This window comes from Streptomyces sp. NPDC002446 (genome assembly GCF_053595675.1).
Genome location: NZ_JBSFYC010000071.1, coordinates 24,248 through 40,862, shown reverse-complemented (window position 1 = coordinate 40,862; position 16,615 = coordinate 24,248). Strand labels below are relative to the sequence as shown.

Annotated in this window: 15 protein-coding genes and 2 pseudogenes; 8 read left to right on the top strand and 9 right to left on the bottom strand. The window is 71.7% G+C overall.

All coding sequences use genetic code 11. From position 1 onward, the window contains the following. On the bottom strand, positions 1 to 380 hold a 380-nt coding region (locus ACWD6P_RS30205; RefSeq protein WP_451447350.1), incomplete at its 3' end, for a homocysteine S-methyltransferase family protein. A 260-nt stretch (positions 381 to 640) separates the two neighbouring features. On the opposite strand from ACWD6P_RS30205, the gene ACWD6P_RS30200 reads away from it, so the two are divergent. From ACWD6P_RS30200 to ACWD6P_RS30175, 6 genes are all read left to right on the top strand, one after another. Beyond that, the gene (locus ACWD6P_RS30200; protein WP_451447349.1) at positions 641 to 1,405 is read left to right on the top strand and encodes an IclR family transcriptional regulator; all 765 of its coding nucleotides are present in this window, start codon (positions 641 to 643) and stop codon (positions 1,403 to 1,405) included. Between the two features lie 227 nt (positions 1,406 to 1,632). Next, positions 1,633 to 2,421: an MIP/aquaporin family protein gene (locus ACWD6P_RS30195; RefSeq protein ID WP_451447348.1), complete on the top strand. Its 789-nt coding sequence runs from the start codon at positions 1,633 to 1,635 to the stop codon at positions 2,419 to 2,421. A 46-nt stretch (positions 2,422 to 2,467) separates the two neighbouring features. After that, the gene (gene glpK, locus ACWD6P_RS30190; RefSeq protein ID WP_451447347.1) at positions 2,468 to 4,012 is read left to right on the top strand and encodes a glycerol kinase GlpK; all 1,545 of its coding nucleotides are present in this window, start codon (positions 2,468 to 2,470) and stop codon (positions 4,010 to 4,012) included. A 13-nt stretch (positions 4,013 to 4,025) separates the two neighbouring features. Beyond that, the gene (locus ACWD6P_RS30185; protein WP_451447346.1) at positions 4,026 to 5,630 is read left to right on the top strand and encodes an FAD-dependent oxidoreductase; all 1,605 of its coding nucleotides are present in this window, start codon (positions 4,026 to 4,028) and stop codon (positions 5,628 to 5,630) included. A 233-nt stretch (positions 5,631 to 5,863) separates the two neighbouring features. Beyond that, positions 5,864 to 6,916, top strand: coding sequence for a hypothetical protein (locus tag ACWD6P_RS30180; protein ID WP_451447345.1), 1,053 nt, complete (start codon positions 5,864 to 5,866; stop codon positions 6,914 to 6,916). A gap of 94 nt (positions 6,917 to 7,010) precedes the next feature. Further along, entirely contained in the window at positions 7,011 to 7,682 is a 672-nt protein-coding gene (locus ACWD6P_RS30175; protein ID WP_451447344.1) for a FadR/GntR family transcriptional regulator, read from the top strand. A gap of 168 nt (positions 7,683 to 7,850) precedes the next feature. On the opposite strand, the pseudogene ACWD6P_RS30170 reads toward ACWD6P_RS30175, so the two are convergent. Together ACWD6P_RS30170 and ACWD6P_RS30165 are read right to left on the bottom strand one after the other, a co-directional pair. After that, positions 7,851 to 7,946 (bottom strand): annotated as a pseudogene (locus tag ACWD6P_RS30170) (oxidoreductase); the annotation flags it as partial. A gap of 5 nt (positions 7,947 to 7,951) precedes the next feature. Next, positions 7,952 to 8,205: pseudogene (locus tag ACWD6P_RS30165) on the bottom strand (fuconate dehydratase); the annotation flags it as partial. Positions 8,206 to 8,468: 263 nt separating this feature from the next. Between ACWD6P_RS30165 and ACWD6P_RS30160 the strand changes: the two are divergent. Continuing rightward, entirely contained in the window at positions 8,469 to 9,557 is a 1,089-nt protein-coding gene (locus ACWD6P_RS30160; RefSeq protein WP_451447343.1) for a PAC2 family protein, read from the top strand. Positions 9,558 to 9,646: 89 nt separating this feature from the next. On the opposite strand, the gene mshC is transcribed toward ACWD6P_RS30160, so the two are convergent. The 4 genes from mshC to ACWD6P_RS30140 form a co-directional block, all read right to left on the bottom strand. Then, entirely contained in the window at positions 9,647 to 10,876 is a 1,230-nt protein-coding gene (gene mshC, locus ACWD6P_RS30155) for a cysteine--1-D-myo-inosityl 2-amino-2-deoxy-alpha-D-glucopyranoside ligase (RefSeq protein ID WP_451447342.1), read from the bottom strand. Positions 10,877 to 11,007: 131 nt separating this feature from the next. Continuing rightward, on the bottom strand, positions 11,008 to 11,910 hold the full coding sequence (locus ACWD6P_RS30150) for an SCO1664 family protein (RefSeq protein ID WP_451447341.1): 903 nt from the start codon (positions 11,908 to 11,910) through the stop codon (positions 11,008 to 11,010). Continuing rightward, on the bottom strand, positions 11,874 to 12,464 hold the full coding sequence (locus ACWD6P_RS30145) for a DUF3090 domain-containing protein (RefSeq protein WP_451447340.1): 591 nt from the start codon (positions 12,462 to 12,464) through the stop codon (positions 11,874 to 11,876). The genes ACWD6P_RS30150 and ACWD6P_RS30145 overlap by 37 nt, the downstream gene beginning before the upstream one ends. 109 nt (positions 12,465 to 12,573) lie before the next feature. After that, positions 12,574 to 13,272, bottom strand: coding sequence for a histidine phosphatase family protein (locus tag ACWD6P_RS30140; protein WP_451447339.1), 699 nt, complete (start codon positions 13,270 to 13,272; stop codon positions 12,574 to 12,576). A gap of 59 nt (positions 13,273 to 13,331) precedes the next feature. Here ACWD6P_RS30140 and corA point away from each other — a divergent pair, with 59 nt between their 5' ends. After that, entirely contained in the window at positions 13,332 to 14,327 is a 996-nt protein-coding gene (corA, locus tag ACWD6P_RS30135) for a magnesium/cobalt transporter CorA (RefSeq protein WP_451447338.1), read from the top strand. Positions 14,328 to 14,381: 54 nt separating this feature from the next. Here the strand turns inward: corA and ACWD6P_RS30130 are convergent, their stop codons facing one another. Both ACWD6P_RS30130 and ACWD6P_RS30125 read right to left on the bottom strand, forming a co-directional pair. Further along, positions 14,382 to 15,170 (bottom strand): ferritin-like domain-containing protein, encoded by a 789-nt coding sequence (locus ACWD6P_RS30130; RefSeq protein ID WP_451447337.1) that lies wholly within the window; start codon positions 15,168 to 15,170, stop codon positions 14,382 to 14,384. 263 nt (positions 15,171 to 15,433) lie between these two features. Then, positions 15,434 to 16,489, bottom strand: coding sequence for an LLM class F420-dependent oxidoreductase (locus ACWD6P_RS30125; RefSeq protein WP_451447336.1), 1,056 nt, complete (start codon positions 16,487 to 16,489; stop codon positions 15,434 to 15,436). Positions 16,490 to 16,615 lie beyond the last annotated feature (126 nt).

The following is a 16,615-nucleotide window of genomic DNA, read 5'->3' as shown; positions in this document are numbered from 1 at the left end:
TAGCGCTGCTGGCCGGTCGAGGCGGTGAACTCGTCGGCGACCTCGCGGGCGATCCGGGCGCCGGCCTCGGACAGCTCGAAGACCCGCTCGGGGATGTCGTACTCGGCGAGGGCGGCGAAGTTCGCGCCGAAGGTGTTGGTCTCCACGCAGTCGACGCCGACCGCGAAGTACTCCTCGTGCACCGAGCGGACGATGTCGGGCCGGGTGATGTTGAGGATCTCGTTGCAGCCCTCCAGCTGCTGGAAGTCCTCCAAGGTCGGGTCCTGGGCCTGCAGCATGGTGCCCATCGCGCCGTCCGCGACGACCACCCGCGAGGCCAGTGCCTCCCGGAGGTTCTCGCTGCGGGACGTGCTGATGGACGATGGCGTGTTCGAGGCCATGGAGGTGCTCCCGTGGTTGCGACGGCTGTCGGCTTTGCACCCTCCTGGAGAGGGCGCACCCGGCCAGCGTAGCTGCCGGTCCGGTACACGTGTTCCCCGTTTCACGCCGTGGACAGCACGACACCACCCCCCTGTCGTGCACTATCCGTGATCGTTGGCAGACTCCCGTTCGCTACCAAGAACGTCTGGTTCGCTGACTCGGGTCGGCATGGGCCGATATCGTTCAGCATTGTCGAACCGCATACTTCGGAGGTTGCCCGATGGCACGGACCATCCAGTCGCTGGAGCGAGCCGCCGCGATGCTGCGGCTGCTCGCAGGAGGGGAGCGGCGGCTGGGGCTCTCCGACATCTCCTCCTCCCTTGGACTGGCCAAGGGCACCGCCCACGGGATCCTGCGCACGCTCCAGCAGGAGGGGTTCGTCGAGCAGGACGCCGTCTCGGGCCGCTACCAGCTGGGCGCGGAGCTGCTGCGGCTGGGCAACAGCTATCTGGACGTGCACGAGCTGCGGGCCCGCGCCCTGGTGTGGACCGACGACCTGGCCCGCTCCAGCGGCGAGGCGGTCTATCTGGGCGTACTGCACCAGCAGGGGGTGCTGATCGTGCACCACGTCTTCCGGCCGGACGACAGCCGGCAGGTGCTGGAGGTGGGCGCGATGCAGCCGCTGCACAGCACGGCGCTGGGCAAGGTGCTCTCGGCGTACGACCCGGTGGCGCACAGCGAGGCGGTCGAGGCGGACCGGGAGGCGTTCACGCCGCGCACGGTGACCGGGCTGGGGGACTTCGAGGGGCTGCTGGACCTGACCCGGGCGCGCGGCTGGTCCGCGGACGTGGAGGAGACCTGGGAGGGGGTGGCGTCGGTGGCCGCGCCGATCCACGACCGGCGTCGGATGCCGGTGGGCGCGGTGGGCGTCACGGGCGCCGTGGAGCGGCTCTGCCGGGAGGGCGAGCTGCGGCCGGAAATCATCGCTGCTGTGAGGGATTGCGCACGGGCGGTCTCCCGTGATCTTGGCGCGGGGCGATTCTGACCGGTTTCGGCCGTTAAGTTCACCTAAGTTTTTGGCCAAGGAACCCTTGACGGGGTTCTTACGGTGAACAAAACTGCCGTTCGTCGGTCGGCATTGTCGAACACCTAACGACAATATTCGCTATGGTGAGCATTGCCGCGGGCCGACCACCGCCCTCTAGGAGGGCGCGGACCACCGGAGGGACCCGGGGTTCGCCTTCCCCTGGACGAAGGACAAAGGAGTCGCGGGTGTCCAGCTCCGACATCTTCATCAGCGAGACCATCGGTACCGCTGTTCTGCTTTTGATGGGAGGCGGCGTCTGCGCCGCCGTCACGTTCAAGCGCTCCAAGGCGTTCAACGCCGGATGGGTCGCCATCGCCTTCGGGTGGGGCTTCGCCGTCCTCACGGGTGCCTACATCGCCGTGAAGTCCGGCGCTCACCTCAACCCCGCCGTCACCCTCGGCCTCGCCATCAAGGGCGGCATCGAGTGGAGCCAGGTACCGGTCTACCTGGCCGGTGAGATGCTCGGCGCCATGATCGGCGCGGTGCTGATGTGGATCGTCTACTACGGACAGTTCCGGGCGCATCTGACCGACCCCGAGGTGCTGGCCAACCACACCAGCGAGGAGGGCCTGGTCGACCCGAAGGCCGCTCCCAAGGCGGGCCCGGTGCTCGGCATCTTCTCCACCGGCCCGGAGATCCGGAACGTCGTACAGAACCTCGCCACCGAGATCATCGCCACCGTCGTTCTCGTGCTCTCGATCCTCACGCTCGGTCTGAGCGACGACGGCAAGGGCGTCGGCGTGATCGGCACGCTGCTGGTCGCACTGGTCGTCGTCGGCATCGGCCTGTCGCTGGGCGGCCCGACCGGGTACGCCATCAACCCGGTCCGCGACCTCGGTCCGCGCATCGTGCACGCGCTGCTGCCGCTGCCGAACAAGGGCGGTTCAGACTGGGGCTACGCCTGGATCCCGGTCGTCGGCCCGCTGATCGGCGGAGCCATCGCCGGGGGCATCTACCAGCTGGCGTTCGCCTGAGCCGCCTGACCGCCCCGCCGCCCGCACAGACTTCTTGGAGCACACCATGAGCGACACCCACACCACCGCCTCCCACGGCCACGGGCCGTTCATCGCGGCCATCGACCAGGGCACCACGTCCAGCCGCTGCATCGTCTTCGACAAGGACGGCCGGATCGTCTCGGTCGACCAGAAGGAGCACGAGCAGATCTTCCCGAAGCCGGGCTGGGTCGAGCACGACGCCTCGGAGATCTGGGCCAACGTCCAGCAGGTCGTCGACAGCGCCGTCGAGAAGGCGGGGATCACCGCCGCCGACGTCAAGGCCATCGGCATCACCAACCAGCGCGAGACCACCGTCCTGTGGGACAAGAACACCGGTGAGCCGGTCCACAACGCCATCGTCTGGCAGGACACCCGCACCGACGCGCTCTGCAAGGAGCTCGGCCGCAACGTCGGCCAGGACCGCTTCCGCCGGGAGACCGGTCTGCCGCTGGCCTCGTACTTCGCGGGCCCGAAGATCCGCTGGCTGCTCGACAACGTCGAGGGCCTGCGCGAGCGCGCCGAGCGCGGCGAGATCCTCTTCGGCACCATGGACTCCTGGGTCATCTGGAACCTGACCGGCGGCGTCAACGGCGGACACCACGTCACCGACGTCACCAACGCCTCGCGCACCATGCTGATGAACCTGCACACCCTGGCGTGGGACGAGAAGATCCTGCAGTCGATGGAGATCCCGGCCGCCGTGCTGCCGGAGATCAGGTCCTCCGCCGAGGTCTACGGCCACTCCGCGGGCGGTGTGCTCGCCGGCGTCCCGGTCGCCTCCGCGCTCGGCGACCAGCAGGCCGCGCTCTTCGGCCAGACCTGCTTCGAGCAGGGCGAGGCCAAGTCCACGTACGGCACCGGCACCTTCATGCTGATGAACACCGGCCATGAGCCGGTCAACTCCTACAACGGGCTGCTGACCACCGTCGGCTACCGCATCGGCGACCAGCAGCCGGTCTACGCCCTGGAAGGCTCCATCGCCGTCACCGGCTCGCTCGTCCAGTGGATGCGCGACCAGATGGGGCTCATCAACAGCGCGGCCGAGATCGAGACCCTGGCCAGCACGGTCGAGGACAACGGCGGCGCGTACTTCGTACCGGCCTTCTCCGGCCTGTTCGCCCCCTACTGGCGCTCGGACGCGCGCGGTGTCATCGCGGGCCTGACCCGCTACGTCACCAAGGCACACATCGCGCGTGCCGTGCTCGAGGCCACCGCCTGGCAGACCCGCGAGATCACCGACGCCATGACCAAGGACTCCGGCGTCGACCTGACCGCGCTCAAGGTCGACGGCGGGATGACCTCCAACAACCTGCTGATGCAGACCATCTCGGACTTCCTGGACGCCCCCGTGGTGCGCCCCATGGTCGCCGAGACCACCTGCCTCGGCGCTGCCTACGCGGCCGGACTGGCCGTCGGCTTCTGGTCCAGCACCGACGAACTGCGCGCCAACTGGCGCCGGGCCGCCGAGTGGACCCCCCGGATGGACGCGGCCACCCGTGACCGCGAATACAAGAGCTGGCTCAAGGCGGTCGAGCGGACCATGGGCTGGCTCGACGACGACGAGAGCTGACGAGGAGCACATCATGAGCACCCTGCAGAGCGTCCCGGCACTCGGGACGCACCCGGCCAACGGTTCGAACGCGAGCCGCGCCGAGACTCGGGAGCAGCTTTCCAAGGCGACATACGACCTCCTGGTGATCGGTGGCGGCATCCTGGGCATCTCCACTGCCTGGCACGCCGCGCAGGCCGGACTGCGGGTGGCCCTGGTGGACGCCGGCGACTTCGCCGGCGCCACCTCCTCCGCCTCCTCCAAGCTGCTGCACGGCGGGCTGCGCTACCTGCAGACCGGCGCGGTCAAGCTGGTGGCGGAGAACCACTTCGAGCGGCGTGCGGTGTCCCGTCAGGTCGCACCGCACCTCGCCAACCCCCTGACCTTCTACCTGCCCGTCTACAAGGGCGGCCCGCACGGCGCGGCCAAGCTCGGCGCGGGCGTCTTCGCCTACTCCGCGCTGTCCGCGTTCGGTGACGGCGTCGGGCACGTCATAACCCCGGCCAAGGCGCAGCGCGACGTTCCGGAGCTGCGTACGGACAACCTCAAGGCCGTGGCCGTGTACGGCGACGACCAGATGAACGACTCCCGGATGGCCCTGATGACCGTCCGCGCGGCGGTCGAGGCCGGCGCCACGGTCCTCAACCACGCCGAGGTCACCGGTCTGCGCTTCACCCAGGGCCGGGTCACCGGCGCGGAGCTCAAGGACCGCCTGGACGGCCAGGAGTTCGGCGTCAACGCCCGCCTGGTGCTCAACGCCACCGGCCCGTGGGTGGACCACCTGCGCAAGATGGAGGACCCCAACGCGGCCCCCTCCATCCGCCTGTCGAAGGGCGCGCACCTGGTCCTCAAGCGCACCGCCCCCTGGAAGGCGGCGCTGGCCACCCCGATCGACAAGTACCGCATCACCTTCGCCCTCCCCTGGGAGGACATGCTGCTGCTGGGCACCACGGACGAGGAGTACGAGGGCGACCCGGCGGACGTCGCGGTCAACGAGAAGGACACCGCCCAGATCCTGGACGAGGCCGCCTTCTCCATCCGCGACCAGCAGCTCTCCCGTGACCTGATCACCTACGCGTTCGCGGGCCTGCGGGTGCTGCCCGGCGGCCCCGGCGACACCTCCAAGGCCAAGCGCGAGACGGTCGTCACCGAGGGCAGCGGCGGCATGCTGTCGGTCGCCGGCGGCAAGTGGACGACCTTCCGGCACATCGGCCGTACGGTCATGAACAAGCTCGCCGCGCTGCCCGGCCACCCCCTGGCCGACGACATGGAGCCGATCGCGCACCTGCCGAAGAAGCTTCCGCTGCCCGGTATCGCCAACCCGAACGCGGTCGCGCACCGGCTGCTCGTCGACGGTGGCACGCCCGGCCCGCGGATGGCCCCGGAGACCGCGCGGCACCTCGCCACCCACTACGGCTCGCTGTCCTTCGACATCGCCCGGCTGGCGAACGAGAACCCGGCGCTGGCCGAGCGCATCCACCCGGACGCGCCGGAGATCTGGGCGCAGGTCGCCTACGCCCGGGACAACGAGTGGGCCGAGACGGTCGACGACGTGCTGCGCCGCCGTACGACGCTGATGATCCGCGGACTGGACACGGAGGACGTCCGGGCCAGGGTCAAGGACATGCTGGCTGGCTGAGGACGGCACGGCCGCACGGCCGCACGGAAGCTGACTGCCCGTCAGCCCCGTGAGTGTGCAGGAAGGTGGGGCGGTCCGTGCGGGCCGCCCCACCGTCGTCCGCGCGCGCGGTGCGCACGCCGGGCCGGGTGGGGAGACCCGGCCCGGCGGTGACTGCCCGGCGGTGACTGTCAGTGGCGGCTGCGATGATGTGCACCAGGAACATCGACGGGGGACGACGGGGGGGGACGGCGATGGCTCGGCTACGGCTGCGGCGCGCGGGGAAGTGGGCGGCCTGGGTGGTCGCGGTGCTGGTCGTGCTGCCGGTGACGCTGGCGGGGACGGCGCTGCGCGCCCAGTACGCGGGGGCGGCCGCGCCGGAGACCACGACGCGCGGGCGGGACGCCTTCTGGCTCGGGCACGCCTGGGTGGACGGACGGCGGGACGCGGCCGACGTGGCGGCGCTGCGGCGGCGTATCGAGGGCACCGGAATCCGTGATCTGTACGTGCACGCCGGGCCGTTGGAGCATGACGGCACCCTGCCGCCGGCGCGGAAGGCCTATCCGCGGGCGCGGTGGCTGATCGCCGCGGTGCGCCGGGAGCTGCCGTCGGTACGGGTGCACGCCTGGCTGGGCGACCGGCTGGTGTACGAGAAGGGCAAGCGGGGCGGGCTACGGCTGGCGGATGCCCCGGCCCGCCGGGCGATCGTGGCGAGCGCCCGTCAGGTACTGGCGGACGGCTTCGCCGGGGTCCATCTGGACATCGAGCCGCTGCACTCCGACAACCCCGACTACCTGCGGCTGCTGGACCGGCTCGGGCCCGCGGTGCGCGGCCGGGGCGGGGTGCTGTCCGTGGCGGTCCATCAGATCGATCCGCTGCCGGAGCTGCACACGGTCACCGGGGCGGTGACCGGCCACCCCAAGTGGATATCCCAGCGGTTCTTCGGGCAGGTGGCGCGCCGTGTCGACCAGATCGCGCTGATGTCGTACGACACCGCCCTGCCGGCCGAGAGCCTGTACGGCGGCTATGTGGCGCAGCAGACCCGGCTGGCGCTGGAGGCGACCGGGCCGGAGACGGATCTGCTGATGGGGCTGCCGTTCTTCCACACCGACGGAGTGGGCCATCACGCCTCGGCGGAGACGGTACGGGCCGCGGTGCGGGGCATACGGCTGGGGCTGACCCGCGAGGATCCGGGCCGCCGGCGGTTCGGTACGGCGCTGTATGTCGATTTCACGGCCACGGAGGAGGACTGGGCGGCGTACAAGAGCGGCTGGGGAGGGCGCGATCTCACGGCCGGCAGGCCATAATGGCCCAGACATCGGATGTCTGCGGGGTCCGTGGCGGTGTGTCCGTGGCGGTGTGTCCGTGGCGGGATGTCCGTCGCAGAGCGGGGAGGTCGGCATGGCGGTCACCGACGAGGCCATCGAGAAGATCAAGGGCATGATCGTCTCCGGCGCGCTGCGCCCCGGCGACCGGCTGCCCAAGGAGAGCGAGCTGGCGGCCGAGCTCGGCCTGTCCCGCAATTCGCTGCGCGAGGCGGTGCGCGCGCTCTCCCTCATCCGCATCCTGGACGTACGCCAGGGCGACGGCACCTACGTCACCAGCCTCGATCCGCAACTCCTGCTGGAGGCCATGAGTTTCGTGGTGGACTTCCACCGCGATGACACGGTACTGGAGTTCCTCGCCGTCCGCCGGATCCTGGAGCCGGCCGCCACGGCGATGGCGGCCGGCCGGATACGACGGGAGGAACTGGACGCCCTGGAGGCCCAGTTGGACGCACTGGGACCGGACCCCTCGGTGGAGGACCTGGTCGCCTGCGATCTGGAATTCCACCGCGGGATCGTCGCGGCGTCCGGCAACTCCGTGCTCTGCTCACTGCTGGACGGGCTATCCGGGCCGACCACCCGGGCCAGGATCTGGCGCGGGCTGACCCAGAAGGACGCGGTGGCCCGCACCCTCACCGAGCACCGCGCGATCCTCGGCGCGCTGCGCGACCACGACGCGGAGGCGGCGCGGGCCTGGGCGACGGTGCATATCGCCAGCGTGGAGCAGTGGCTGCGGGCGTCGCTGTGACGTGGGCGGGCCCCGCCGGGCGTCGGCCGCTGTGACGTGCGCCCGCCCGCCGGGCGCCGCCTGTGAGGGTGAACGCGCCCGCCCGGCGCCGCTGCCCGCCGGTAGGCCCGCCTACGCCCGCCCGGTCTGCCGTGCGGTACGCCCGCCCGGTCCGCCCGTGCGGGCGCGTCAGATCGCGAAGCCCCCGTCCACCGCGATCGACGCACCCGTGATGTAGCGCCCGCCGTCGCCCGCCAGGTGGGCGACGGTCGCCGCGACATCCGCCGCCGTGCGGCGGTGGTGGGCGCGGGGCGGCCGACGACGTACGGGGCCAGCGAACGGATCGCGGCGGCCATGACCTCGTTGCCGCGCCCGATGGTGAAGCAGAGGCCGTGCCCCGGTGGTCCGCCGGCGGTGCGCAGCACCACATAGGCGGCGGAGTAGTCGGGGTCGGGGTTCATGGCGTCCGAGCCGTCGAGCTGCTCCGAGGTGGGAAGCGGACGTCATGGACCTCCAGCTCGGTGACGGTGTCGGTCACGGCCATGCGCATGCCCCCTGAGATGTTGCGGAAGAACATCGGACCTTTCCCAGGTCATCCGATGTATAGACCCGCGCGTGAGACCGCGTCCAGACCCCGTACGGAAGTTGAGCGAGTACCTCTGGGCACAGGTCGGATGAATCGGCACTGGTTCTTGCAGAGGGGCTGCGGAGCGACGCCACACAAGCCGTAGTCTTGGTGACGCACGCAATGGAACTGCTGCCGGCGGCCGTCCCCAGACGGCCGAACCGGTCGGAAGGAGGCGCTGGGTGATCGAGCTCGAGGGGGTGCCCGAGCTGATCGACCCGGTCATGGTGGCCGCGTTCGAAGGCTGGAACGACGCCGGCGACGCCGCCTCCGCCGCGGTCGCACATCTGGACCGGGAGTGGAAGGGCGAGGTCTTCGCCGCGCTGGACGCCGAGGACTACTACGACTTCCAGGTGAACCGCCCCACCGTCTTCCTGGACGGCGGCGTACGCAAGATCACATGGCCGACGACCCGGCTCTCCGTCGTCCGCGTCGGCGACGCGAACGGCAAGGGGCGGGTGCGCGATCTCGTCCTGGTCCGCGGGATCGAGCCCAGCATGCGCTGGCGCTCGTTCTGCAACGAAATCCTCGGCTTCGCCCATGAGTTGGGCGTGGAGATGCTGGTGGTGCTGGGCTCGCTGCTCGGCGACACCCCGCACACCCGCCCGGTGCCGGTCAGCGGGGTCACCTCCGACGCGGACCTCGCCCGCCGGCTGGATCTGGAGGAGTCCCGCTACGAAGGCCCGACGGGCATCGTCGGCATCCTCCAGGAGGCCTGCACCCACGCGGGCGTCCCCGCGGTGAGTCTGTGGGCCGCGGTGCCGCACTACGTGTCCCAGCCGCCCAACCCGAAGGCCAGCCTGGCCCTGCTCAACCGCCTGGAGGACCTGCTCGACATCAGCATCCCGCTCGGCGAGCTGAGCGAGGACGCGCGGGCCTGGCAGCTGGGCGTGGACCAGTTGGCGGCCGAGGACAGCGAGGTCGCCGAGTACGTCCAGTCCCTGGAGGAGGCGCGGGACACGGCCGATCTGCCGGAGGCCTCCGGCGAGGCCATCGCCCGCGAGTTCGAGCGCTATCTGCGCCGCCGCGACCCGCAGACCGGCCCGGGCGTGGCGACCGAGGGCGGACTCGCCGACAGCCGCGACAGCTCCTACCTCCGCGACACCACCAGCGGGCGCACCCGGCCGCCGCGGCCGGTGTCCAAGGAGCCGCGGGAGCCGAAGGACACGGCCAAGGACAAGGGCTCCACGGAGACTCCGGGCCCGTCCGCCGGCGCGGACTCCGCCGATTCCGGGAAGCCGGAGGACGGCCCGGACGACGGCGAGAGCTGAGCGCGGCCCGCTCTTCCCGGTCCACGGGAAAGGGGCGCTTTCGCCGGCCGGCGAAAGCGCCCCTGAGGACGGGAGTCAGCCAGTGGCGGTCACAGCGCCACCCCGAGGAGCGCGTCGACCGCGCGCGAGACCAGGCCCGGCGCGCCCTCGTCGCTGCCGCCGCCGGCCTGCTGGGCGGCGGCCCAGCGGTCCACGGCCGCGAGGGCGGCCGGCGAGTCCAGGTCGTCGGAGAGCGCCGTACGGATCTCCTCCAGGAGGGCGTCGGCGGACGGCCCGTCGGGACGGGAGACCGCCGCGCGCCAGCGCGCCAGCCGGTCCACCGCCTCGTCCAGCACGGCGTCGGTCCACTCCCAGTCGGCGCGGTAGTGGTGCGCGAGCAGCGCCAGCCGGATGGCGGCCGGGTCGGTGCCGTTGCGCCGCACCGTGGAGACGAAGACCAGGTTGCCCTTGGACTTCGACATCTTCTCGCCATTCAGGGCGACCATCCCGGCGTGCACATACGCCTGGGCGAACGGGTGCGCACCGGTCAGCGCCTGGGCGTGCGAGGCGCCCATCTCGTGGTGCGGGAAGGCGAGGTCGGAGCCGCCGCCCTGGACGTCGAAGCCCATGCCGAGGTGGTCCAGGGCGATGGCGACGCACTCGATGTGCCAGCCGGGCCGGCCGCGGCCCAGCGAGCCGCCGTCCCAGCTCGGCTCGCCGTCGCGGGCGGCCATCCACAGCATCGGGTCGAGCGGGTTCTTCTTGCCCTCCCGCTCCGGGTCGCCGCCGCGCTCGGCGGACAGCAGCCGCATCGCCTCGGCGTCCAGGCCGGAGACCTCGCCGAAGTGCGGGTCGGAGGCGACGGAGAAGTAGATGTCGCCGTCCAGCTCGTAGGCGGCGCCGGCGTCGCGCAGCCGCTCCACCAGCGGGACGATGCCCGGTATCGCCTCGACGGCGCCTATGTAGTGGCGCGGCGGCAGCATCCGCAGGGCCGTCATGTCCTCGCGGAACAGCGCGGTCTCGCGCTCGGCGAGCGCCGTCCAGTCGACACCGGTCTTGTTCGCCCGCTCCAGCAGGGGATCGTCGACGTCGGTGACGTTCTGCACGTAGTGCACCTGGCGCTTCGTGTCGAGCCACACGCGCTGAACGAGGTCGAACGCGTTGTAGGTCGCCGCGTGCCCCATGTGGGTGGCGTCGTACGGCGTGATGCCGCAGACATAGATACGGGCGACGGGACCGGGGGCGAGGGTCACCCGTCCGCCAGTCGAGGTGTCGTGGATCCTCAGGTCGCGGCCCTGACCAGGCAGGGCGGGGACCTCAGAAGCGGGCCATGCATGCATGCCTTGAGCGTAACCGGACGGATGTTCCGCATACGAACCGGACCAGGGGTGTTGGCCGGAAAGGCGCTCTTGCATTTGACTGCGCGACGTGCAAGGGGCGTCGTGACGATCCCGGTGCGGGCCGCGACGGTTCAGACCGGCGGCCAGGGGATGGCGGGCCACCCGCCGCTCGGCTCGGGGTGCCGGCCGCTGCTCAGCAGCCCGGCCACCCGCTCCCGCAGCGCCTCGATCTCGGCTTCCGTGATCAGTTCGGCCAGTCGGGCGGCGAGCGGCGCCCCGTCCTCAAGCGCCTTGCGCAGGCCGCGCAGCACCTCCACGGCCTCATCGGGCAGCGGCTCCCCCGCCCAGCCCCACAGGAGCGTGCGCAGCTTGTCCTCGGCGTTGAAGGTCACACCGTGATCGATCGCGAAGAACCGGCCGTCCGTGCCGGGCAGCAGATGGCCGCCCTTGCGGTCACCGTTGTTGATCACCGCGTCGAGCACCGCGAGCCGCCGCAGCCGCGGATCGTCGGCGTGCACCAGCAGCGCGGTGCGGCCCTCGCCGAGCTGTGCGAAGCCGACGGCTTTCCAGCCGGGGCCCGGCTCCTCGTCCTCCACCAGCGCCAGCAGCTCGGGCACCTCGTCGCTGCTCTGCGGCGGGTCGATCCACTCCTGGACCATGCCGGTGCCGTACGGGCCGTCGCGCAGCACCGTCGGCGGGATCAGGTCCCAGCCGCAGGCGCGGGAGACCTCGTAGGCGGCGACCTCGCGCTGGGCGAGGGTGCCGTCGGGGAAGTCCCACAGCGGGCGCTCGCCGGCGACCGGCTTGTAGACACAGGCGGCGCTGCGGCCGTCGTGGTCGACCGTGCAGTAGAGCACGGCGTTGGACGCCTCCTGGATGCGGCCGCGTACGGTCAGCTCCCCTTCGAGGAGCACGGCGGCCGGCAGGCCCGGCGCGGCGGGCGGCGCATCCTGCGGATCCGCGGGACCGGGCAGCGGGCCGGCCGGCTCCACCGCGCTCAGGCGTCCCGTCGGTATCCGTTCTGGCGCGGACATACGTGTCCCTCCGGGTCGAGCGGCAGGCTGCACAGCGGGCACGGCGGGCGGCCGGCGTTGACGACTTCCAGCGCCCGCTTGGCGAACGCCCTGGCCATGGTTCCGGTGAGGCGCACCCGCAGCATCGGCGGGCCGTTCTCGTCGTCCTGGAGCAGCCGCTCCTCGGCGTCGGCGAGGTCCTCCTCGCTGTCGGCGTCCAGCTCGACCAGGGCCTGCGCCTCGACGATCATCCGCTCGTCCTCGCCGTCCCAGGCCAGCGCCATCGTCCCGACCCGGAACTCCTCCTCGACGGGCGTCTCCAGCGGGGCGGTGTCGGCCAGCTCGGCGGGCGAGACGGCGGGCACCGGGGCGTTGCCGCCGCTGCGCCGTACGACCTCGTCCAGCAGCTCGTCGATCCGCTCGGCGAGCGCTGCGACCTGTGTCTTCTCCAGGGCGACGCTGGTGGTGCGGCCGGCCGCGGTGGCCTGGAGGTAGAAGCTACGGCGGCCAGGCAGCCCGACCGTGCCGGCCACGAAGCGGTCCGGCGAGTCGTAGAAGAACACCTGACGGGACAACGTCCTGCTCCGATTGCTCGACTGCGGGGTCACTGCGGTCGCTGCACGTCCTGCGGACCGCAGAGGCGTGGCGGGCAGCGCCGTCGCACCACCCTACTGCGCCGACTGATCACGCTGCGCCCGCACCACCGCCGACGGCCGCGTCCCGGTCGGCCGCCGGGCTGCTGCCGTCCGCCCGGGGCGCGAGCGAGCCGAAGTCGCCGGTGTCCCCGAGGCGTACGAGGTAGGGGCGCAGCCGCGTGTAGCGGATCACGGTGACCGAGCAGGGCTCGACGGAGACCCGCTGGAAGAGGTCGAGGTGCATGCCCAGCGCGTCGGCAACCAGCGCCTTGATGATGTCGCCGTGCGAGCACATGGCGTAGGCCGCCTCGGGGCCGTGGGCCTGTTCGATGCGGGCGTTCCAGTCGCGTACCGCGTCCACCGCGCGGGCCTGCATGGCCCGCATCGACTCGCCGCCGGGGAAGGCGGCCGCGGAGGGGTGCTGCTGGACGACCTCCATCAGCGGGTCGTCGTTGAGCTCGGCGAGTTTGCGGCCCGACCAGTCGCCGTAGTCGCACTCGCTGATCCGGTCCTCGATGTGCAGGGTGAGCCAGGGCCGGGCGTCCAGCAGCGGCGCCACGGTCTCCCGGCAGCGCTGCAGCGGGCTGGAGACGACGGCGGTCAGCGGGACCTGCGCCAGGCGCGCGGGCAGGGCGGCTGACTGGGCGGCGCCGTGCTCGTCGAGGGCGACGCCGGGCGTCCGTCCGGCGAGCACTTTGGCGGTGTTGGCGGTGGAGCGGCCGTGCCGCACCAGGATCAGCGTGGGCATGACCGCCAGCCTACGTTCCGGGTCCGCCTTTCTGGCAGGCGACCGCGGTCCGCGCGAGAATGCCAGGTGTGATCGTGGACTGCGCCATCTACCGGGAGGGCCGCCGCACCGACTGCGCGGCCGACTTCTCCGGTGCCCTGGCGGCGGCGCGGGCGGAGGGGCGCTCCTTCCTGTGGCTGGGGATGTACGAGCCCACGGAGGAGGAGTTCGCGCTCGTCAGCTCCGAGTTCGCGCTGCACCCGCTGGCGGTCGAGGACGCGCTGCACGCACATCAGCGGCCGAAGCTGGAGGTCTACGACGACTCGCTGTTCGTGGTGCTCAAGCCGATCACCTATGACGTGCAGGCGGACGCGGTGACCGCCTCGGAGCTGATGGTCTTCGTGGGCGACTCGTTCGTCGTCACCGTCCGGCACGGCGAGGCCAGCCCGCTGGCGGCGGTGCGGCGCCGTCTGGAGGACCACCCGGAGATCCTGCGGCACGGCCCGGGGGCGGTGCTGTACGCGGTCAGCGACGCCGTGGTCGACCACTACATCGAGGTGGCCGCCGAACTGCAGGTGGACATGGAGGAGTTGGAGGCGGAGGTGTTCGCTCCGGTCCGCGGCCGGGACACCCGCAACACCGCCGCCCAGATCTACGCCTTCAAGCGTGAGGTGCTGGAATTCCGCCGGGCGACCGGGCCGTTGGCGGAGCCGATGACCCGGCTGCAGAACCCCGGGGTGCCGTTCGTGCACGACCACGCCCGGCCGTTCTTCCGCGATGTCGACGACCATCTCACCCGCGCCAACGAGTCGGTGGAGGGCCTGGACCGGCTGCTCTCGGACATTCTCGCCGCCCATCTGGCGCAGATGGGCGTACGGCAGAACGACGACATGCGCAAGATCTCGTCCTGGGCGGCGCTGGCGGCCGTGCCCACCCTGATCGCGGGGATCTACGGCATGAACTTCGACGACATGCCCGAGCTCAGATGGCACTTCGGCTATCCGGCGATCATCGTGCTGATGGCCGTCATCGAGGTGTCCCTCTACCGGCTGTTCAAGCGCCGCGGCTGGCTGTGAGGCGGCGGGCCCGTGGGCGTACGGCCCGCCGGGGCTCTGCCGGCCGCACGATGGCTATGCGAACTCCGGGGCGGAGCCGGCCGGGCCGCCCAGCGCGTCGCGCCGCTCGGGCATCCGGAGGGTGACCATCCGCCGCCAGCCGACCAGCCGCTCGAAGCCGTACACCGCCCGGATGCCGGCGGCGAGCGCCGCGGACTTCGCCGCCGGCCAGTGCAGGATGCGGCCCATGTGGGCCATCACGGCCAGGCTGACGTCCCGGTAGACGGCGGCCTCGGCCCGGGCGCATTCGTGCAGGGCCCGCTGGATGGCCCGGCCGTGCCCGGCGTGTGCCAGCCGCAGCAGCTCCTCGTGGCAGTAGGCCAGGTGGTTGTCCTCGTCGTGGGAGATCATCCGGACCGCCCTGCCCAGGTCGGGATGGTCCCCGAAGTGCTTGCTGAGCAGCTCCATCTGGCCGGCGGCGCGCTGCTCGGTGACGCGGCTGTGCGCGAGGTAGGTGATCACGTCGAGTTCGGTGAGCGGCTCGTCGCGGCGCAGCTTGTCGTGCGCCAGACCGATGCCCTGGCGCTCCAGGAGCATGGTGTAGTCGGTCTCCTCGGGGACCTCGCCGGGGGTCATCCCCCGCTTGCGCAGCAGGGCGAGGAATATCCGGCCGTGCTTGTCCTCGTCGGCGCCGTGCCGGGTGACCTTGGGTGCCAGGTGCCGCATCGACGCGGGCAGCAGCGTGGCGATCCGGCCGTTCTCCCAGCCGCCCTGGGCCTCGCCGCTCGCCGCGATGGAACAGAACAGGCGGTAGGCGTCGTCGTTGTCCACGATCTCCTGGAACAGGCTTCGGGCCGAGAGCATCAGCGCCACCTCCGAACGGACACACCCGTAAGGGACCAGTCAAGTCGGGCGTACCGGGCGTGGCAACAGGAACGGTCGCCCATTGGGCCGTTCGGGGGACAGCGGCGCGGTGGCGGGGCGTAACCAGGGCGCCCGTCGCCGCGTTGGGCAGCATGCCGGCCGTGGCGGGGAAGACCCCCCGAGCCCCCACCACGGCCGCGGCGCTCCCGGGCCCGGCGCTTTCGGCGCCGGGCCCGCTGTGCGGCGGGTTCCCGGGCGGGCGGCTACGCCAGCCCGGCGCGCTCCAGGGCCTCGATCCCGGCCCGCAGCGAGGCCAGCCGGTCCTCCCGGCTGAAGCCCGCCGGGGCCAGCGTCAGCGTCGTCACCCCGGCCGCCGCGTAGGCCTGCATCCGCTCGGCGATCCGCTCGACGGAGCCGAGCAGCGTGGTCTGGTCGATCAGCCGCTCAGGGATCGCGGCGGCGGCGCCGTCCTTGTCGCCGGACAGGTACTTGTCCTGGATCTCGGCGGCTTCCTTCTCGTAACCCATGCGCTGGGCGAGCTTGTTGTAGAAGTTCTGCTGACGGCTGCCCATGCCGCCGACGTACAGGGCGGTGTACGGGCGGAACATGTCGGCCAGCGCGCTGACGTCCTTGTCCGCGCCCACGGCCAGCGGCAGGGTCGGGCACACGTCGAAGCCGTCCATCGTCTTGCCGGCCTTCTCGCGGCCCGCCCGGAGGTGGGCGACCGCGGTCTCCTCCAGGTGCTCGGCGGACGGGAAGATCAGCAGTGCGCCGTCGGCGATCTCGCCGGTCTGCTGGAGGTTCTTCGGGCCGATCGCGGCGACGTAGAGCGGGATGTGCTCGCGCTGCGGGTGGACGGTGAGCTTGAGCGGCTTGCCGGGGCCGCCGGGCAGCGGGAGCGTCCAGTGCTCGCCCTCGTAGGAGAGCCGCTCGCGCGTCATGGCCTTGCGGACGATGTCGACGTACTCGCGGGTGCGCGCCAGCGGCTTGTCGAACTTGACGCCGTACCAGCCCTCGGAGACCTGCGGCCCCGAGACGCCGAGGCCCAGCCGGAACCGGCCGCCGGAGAGGGAGTCCAGGGTGGCCGCCGTCATCGCGGTCATCGCGGGCGTGCGCGCCGGGATCTGGAAGATCGCCGAGCCGATGTCGATCCGCTCGGTCTGGGCGGCGACCCAGGAGAGCACCGTGGCGGCGTCCGAGCCGTACGCCTCGGCGGCCCAGCAGACGGAGTAGCCGAGGCGGTCGGCCTCCTGTGCCACCGCGAGATTGTCGGAGTCCATCCCGGCGCCCCAGTAGCCGAGGTTGATGCCAAGCCTCATGCCGCTCCCCTTACCGATCAGTAACGTCGCTGTTCCGGGGACTGTAGCGCGCACCCCGGCCGGGCGTCACCGGCAGGTTGTCCACAGGTCCCCTGATCCCGAGCCGGGGCCAGTAACCTCAGGCCC

What these genes read in the sequence shown, in the direction of transcription:
- ACWD6P_RS30200 (WP_451447349.1), top strand. Translation starts at nt 641, where the DNA reads ATGGCACGGACCATCCAGTCGCTGGAGCGAGCCGCCGCGATGCTGCGG.
- glpK (WP_451447347.1), top strand. Translation starts at nt 2,468, where the DNA reads ATGAGCGACACCCACACCACCGCCTCCCACGGCCACGGGCCGTTCATC.
- ACWD6P_RS30185 (WP_451447346.1), top strand. Translation starts at nt 4,026, where the DNA reads ATGAGCACCCTGCAGAGCGTCCCGGCACTCGGGACGCACCCGGCCAAC.
- ACWD6P_RS30180 (WP_451447345.1), top strand. Translation starts at nt 5,864, where the DNA reads ATGGCTCGGCTACGGCTGCGGCGCGCGGGGAAGTGGGCGGCCTGGGTG.
- ACWD6P_RS30175 (WP_451447344.1), top strand. Translation starts at nt 7,011, where the DNA reads ATGGCGGTCACCGACGAGGCCATCGAGAAGATCAAGGGCATGATCGTC.
- mshC (WP_451447342.1), bottom strand. Translation starts at nt 10,876, where the DNA reads ATGCATGCATGGCCCGCTTCTGAGGTCCCCGCCCTGCCTGGTCAGGGC.
- ACWD6P_RS30150 (WP_451447341.1), bottom strand. Translation starts at nt 11,910, where the DNA reads ATGTCCGCGCCAGAACGGATACCGACGGGACGCCTGAGCGCGGTGGAG.
- ACWD6P_RS30140 (WP_451447339.1), bottom strand. Translation starts at nt 13,272, where the DNA reads ATGCCCACGCTGATCCTGGTGCGGCACGGCCGCTCCACCGCCAACACC.
- corA (WP_451447338.1), top strand. Translation starts at nt 13,332, where the DNA reads ATGCCAGGTGTGATCGTGGACTGCGCCATCTACCGGGAGGGCCGCCGC.
- ACWD6P_RS30130 (WP_451447337.1), bottom strand. Translation starts at nt 15,170, where the DNA reads ATGCTCTCGGCCCGAAGCCTGTTCCAGGAGATCGTGGACAACGACGAC.
- ACWD6P_RS30125 (WP_451447336.1), bottom strand. Translation starts at nt 16,489, where the DNA reads ATGAGGCTTGGCATCAACCTCGGCTACTGGGGCGCCGGGATGGACTCC.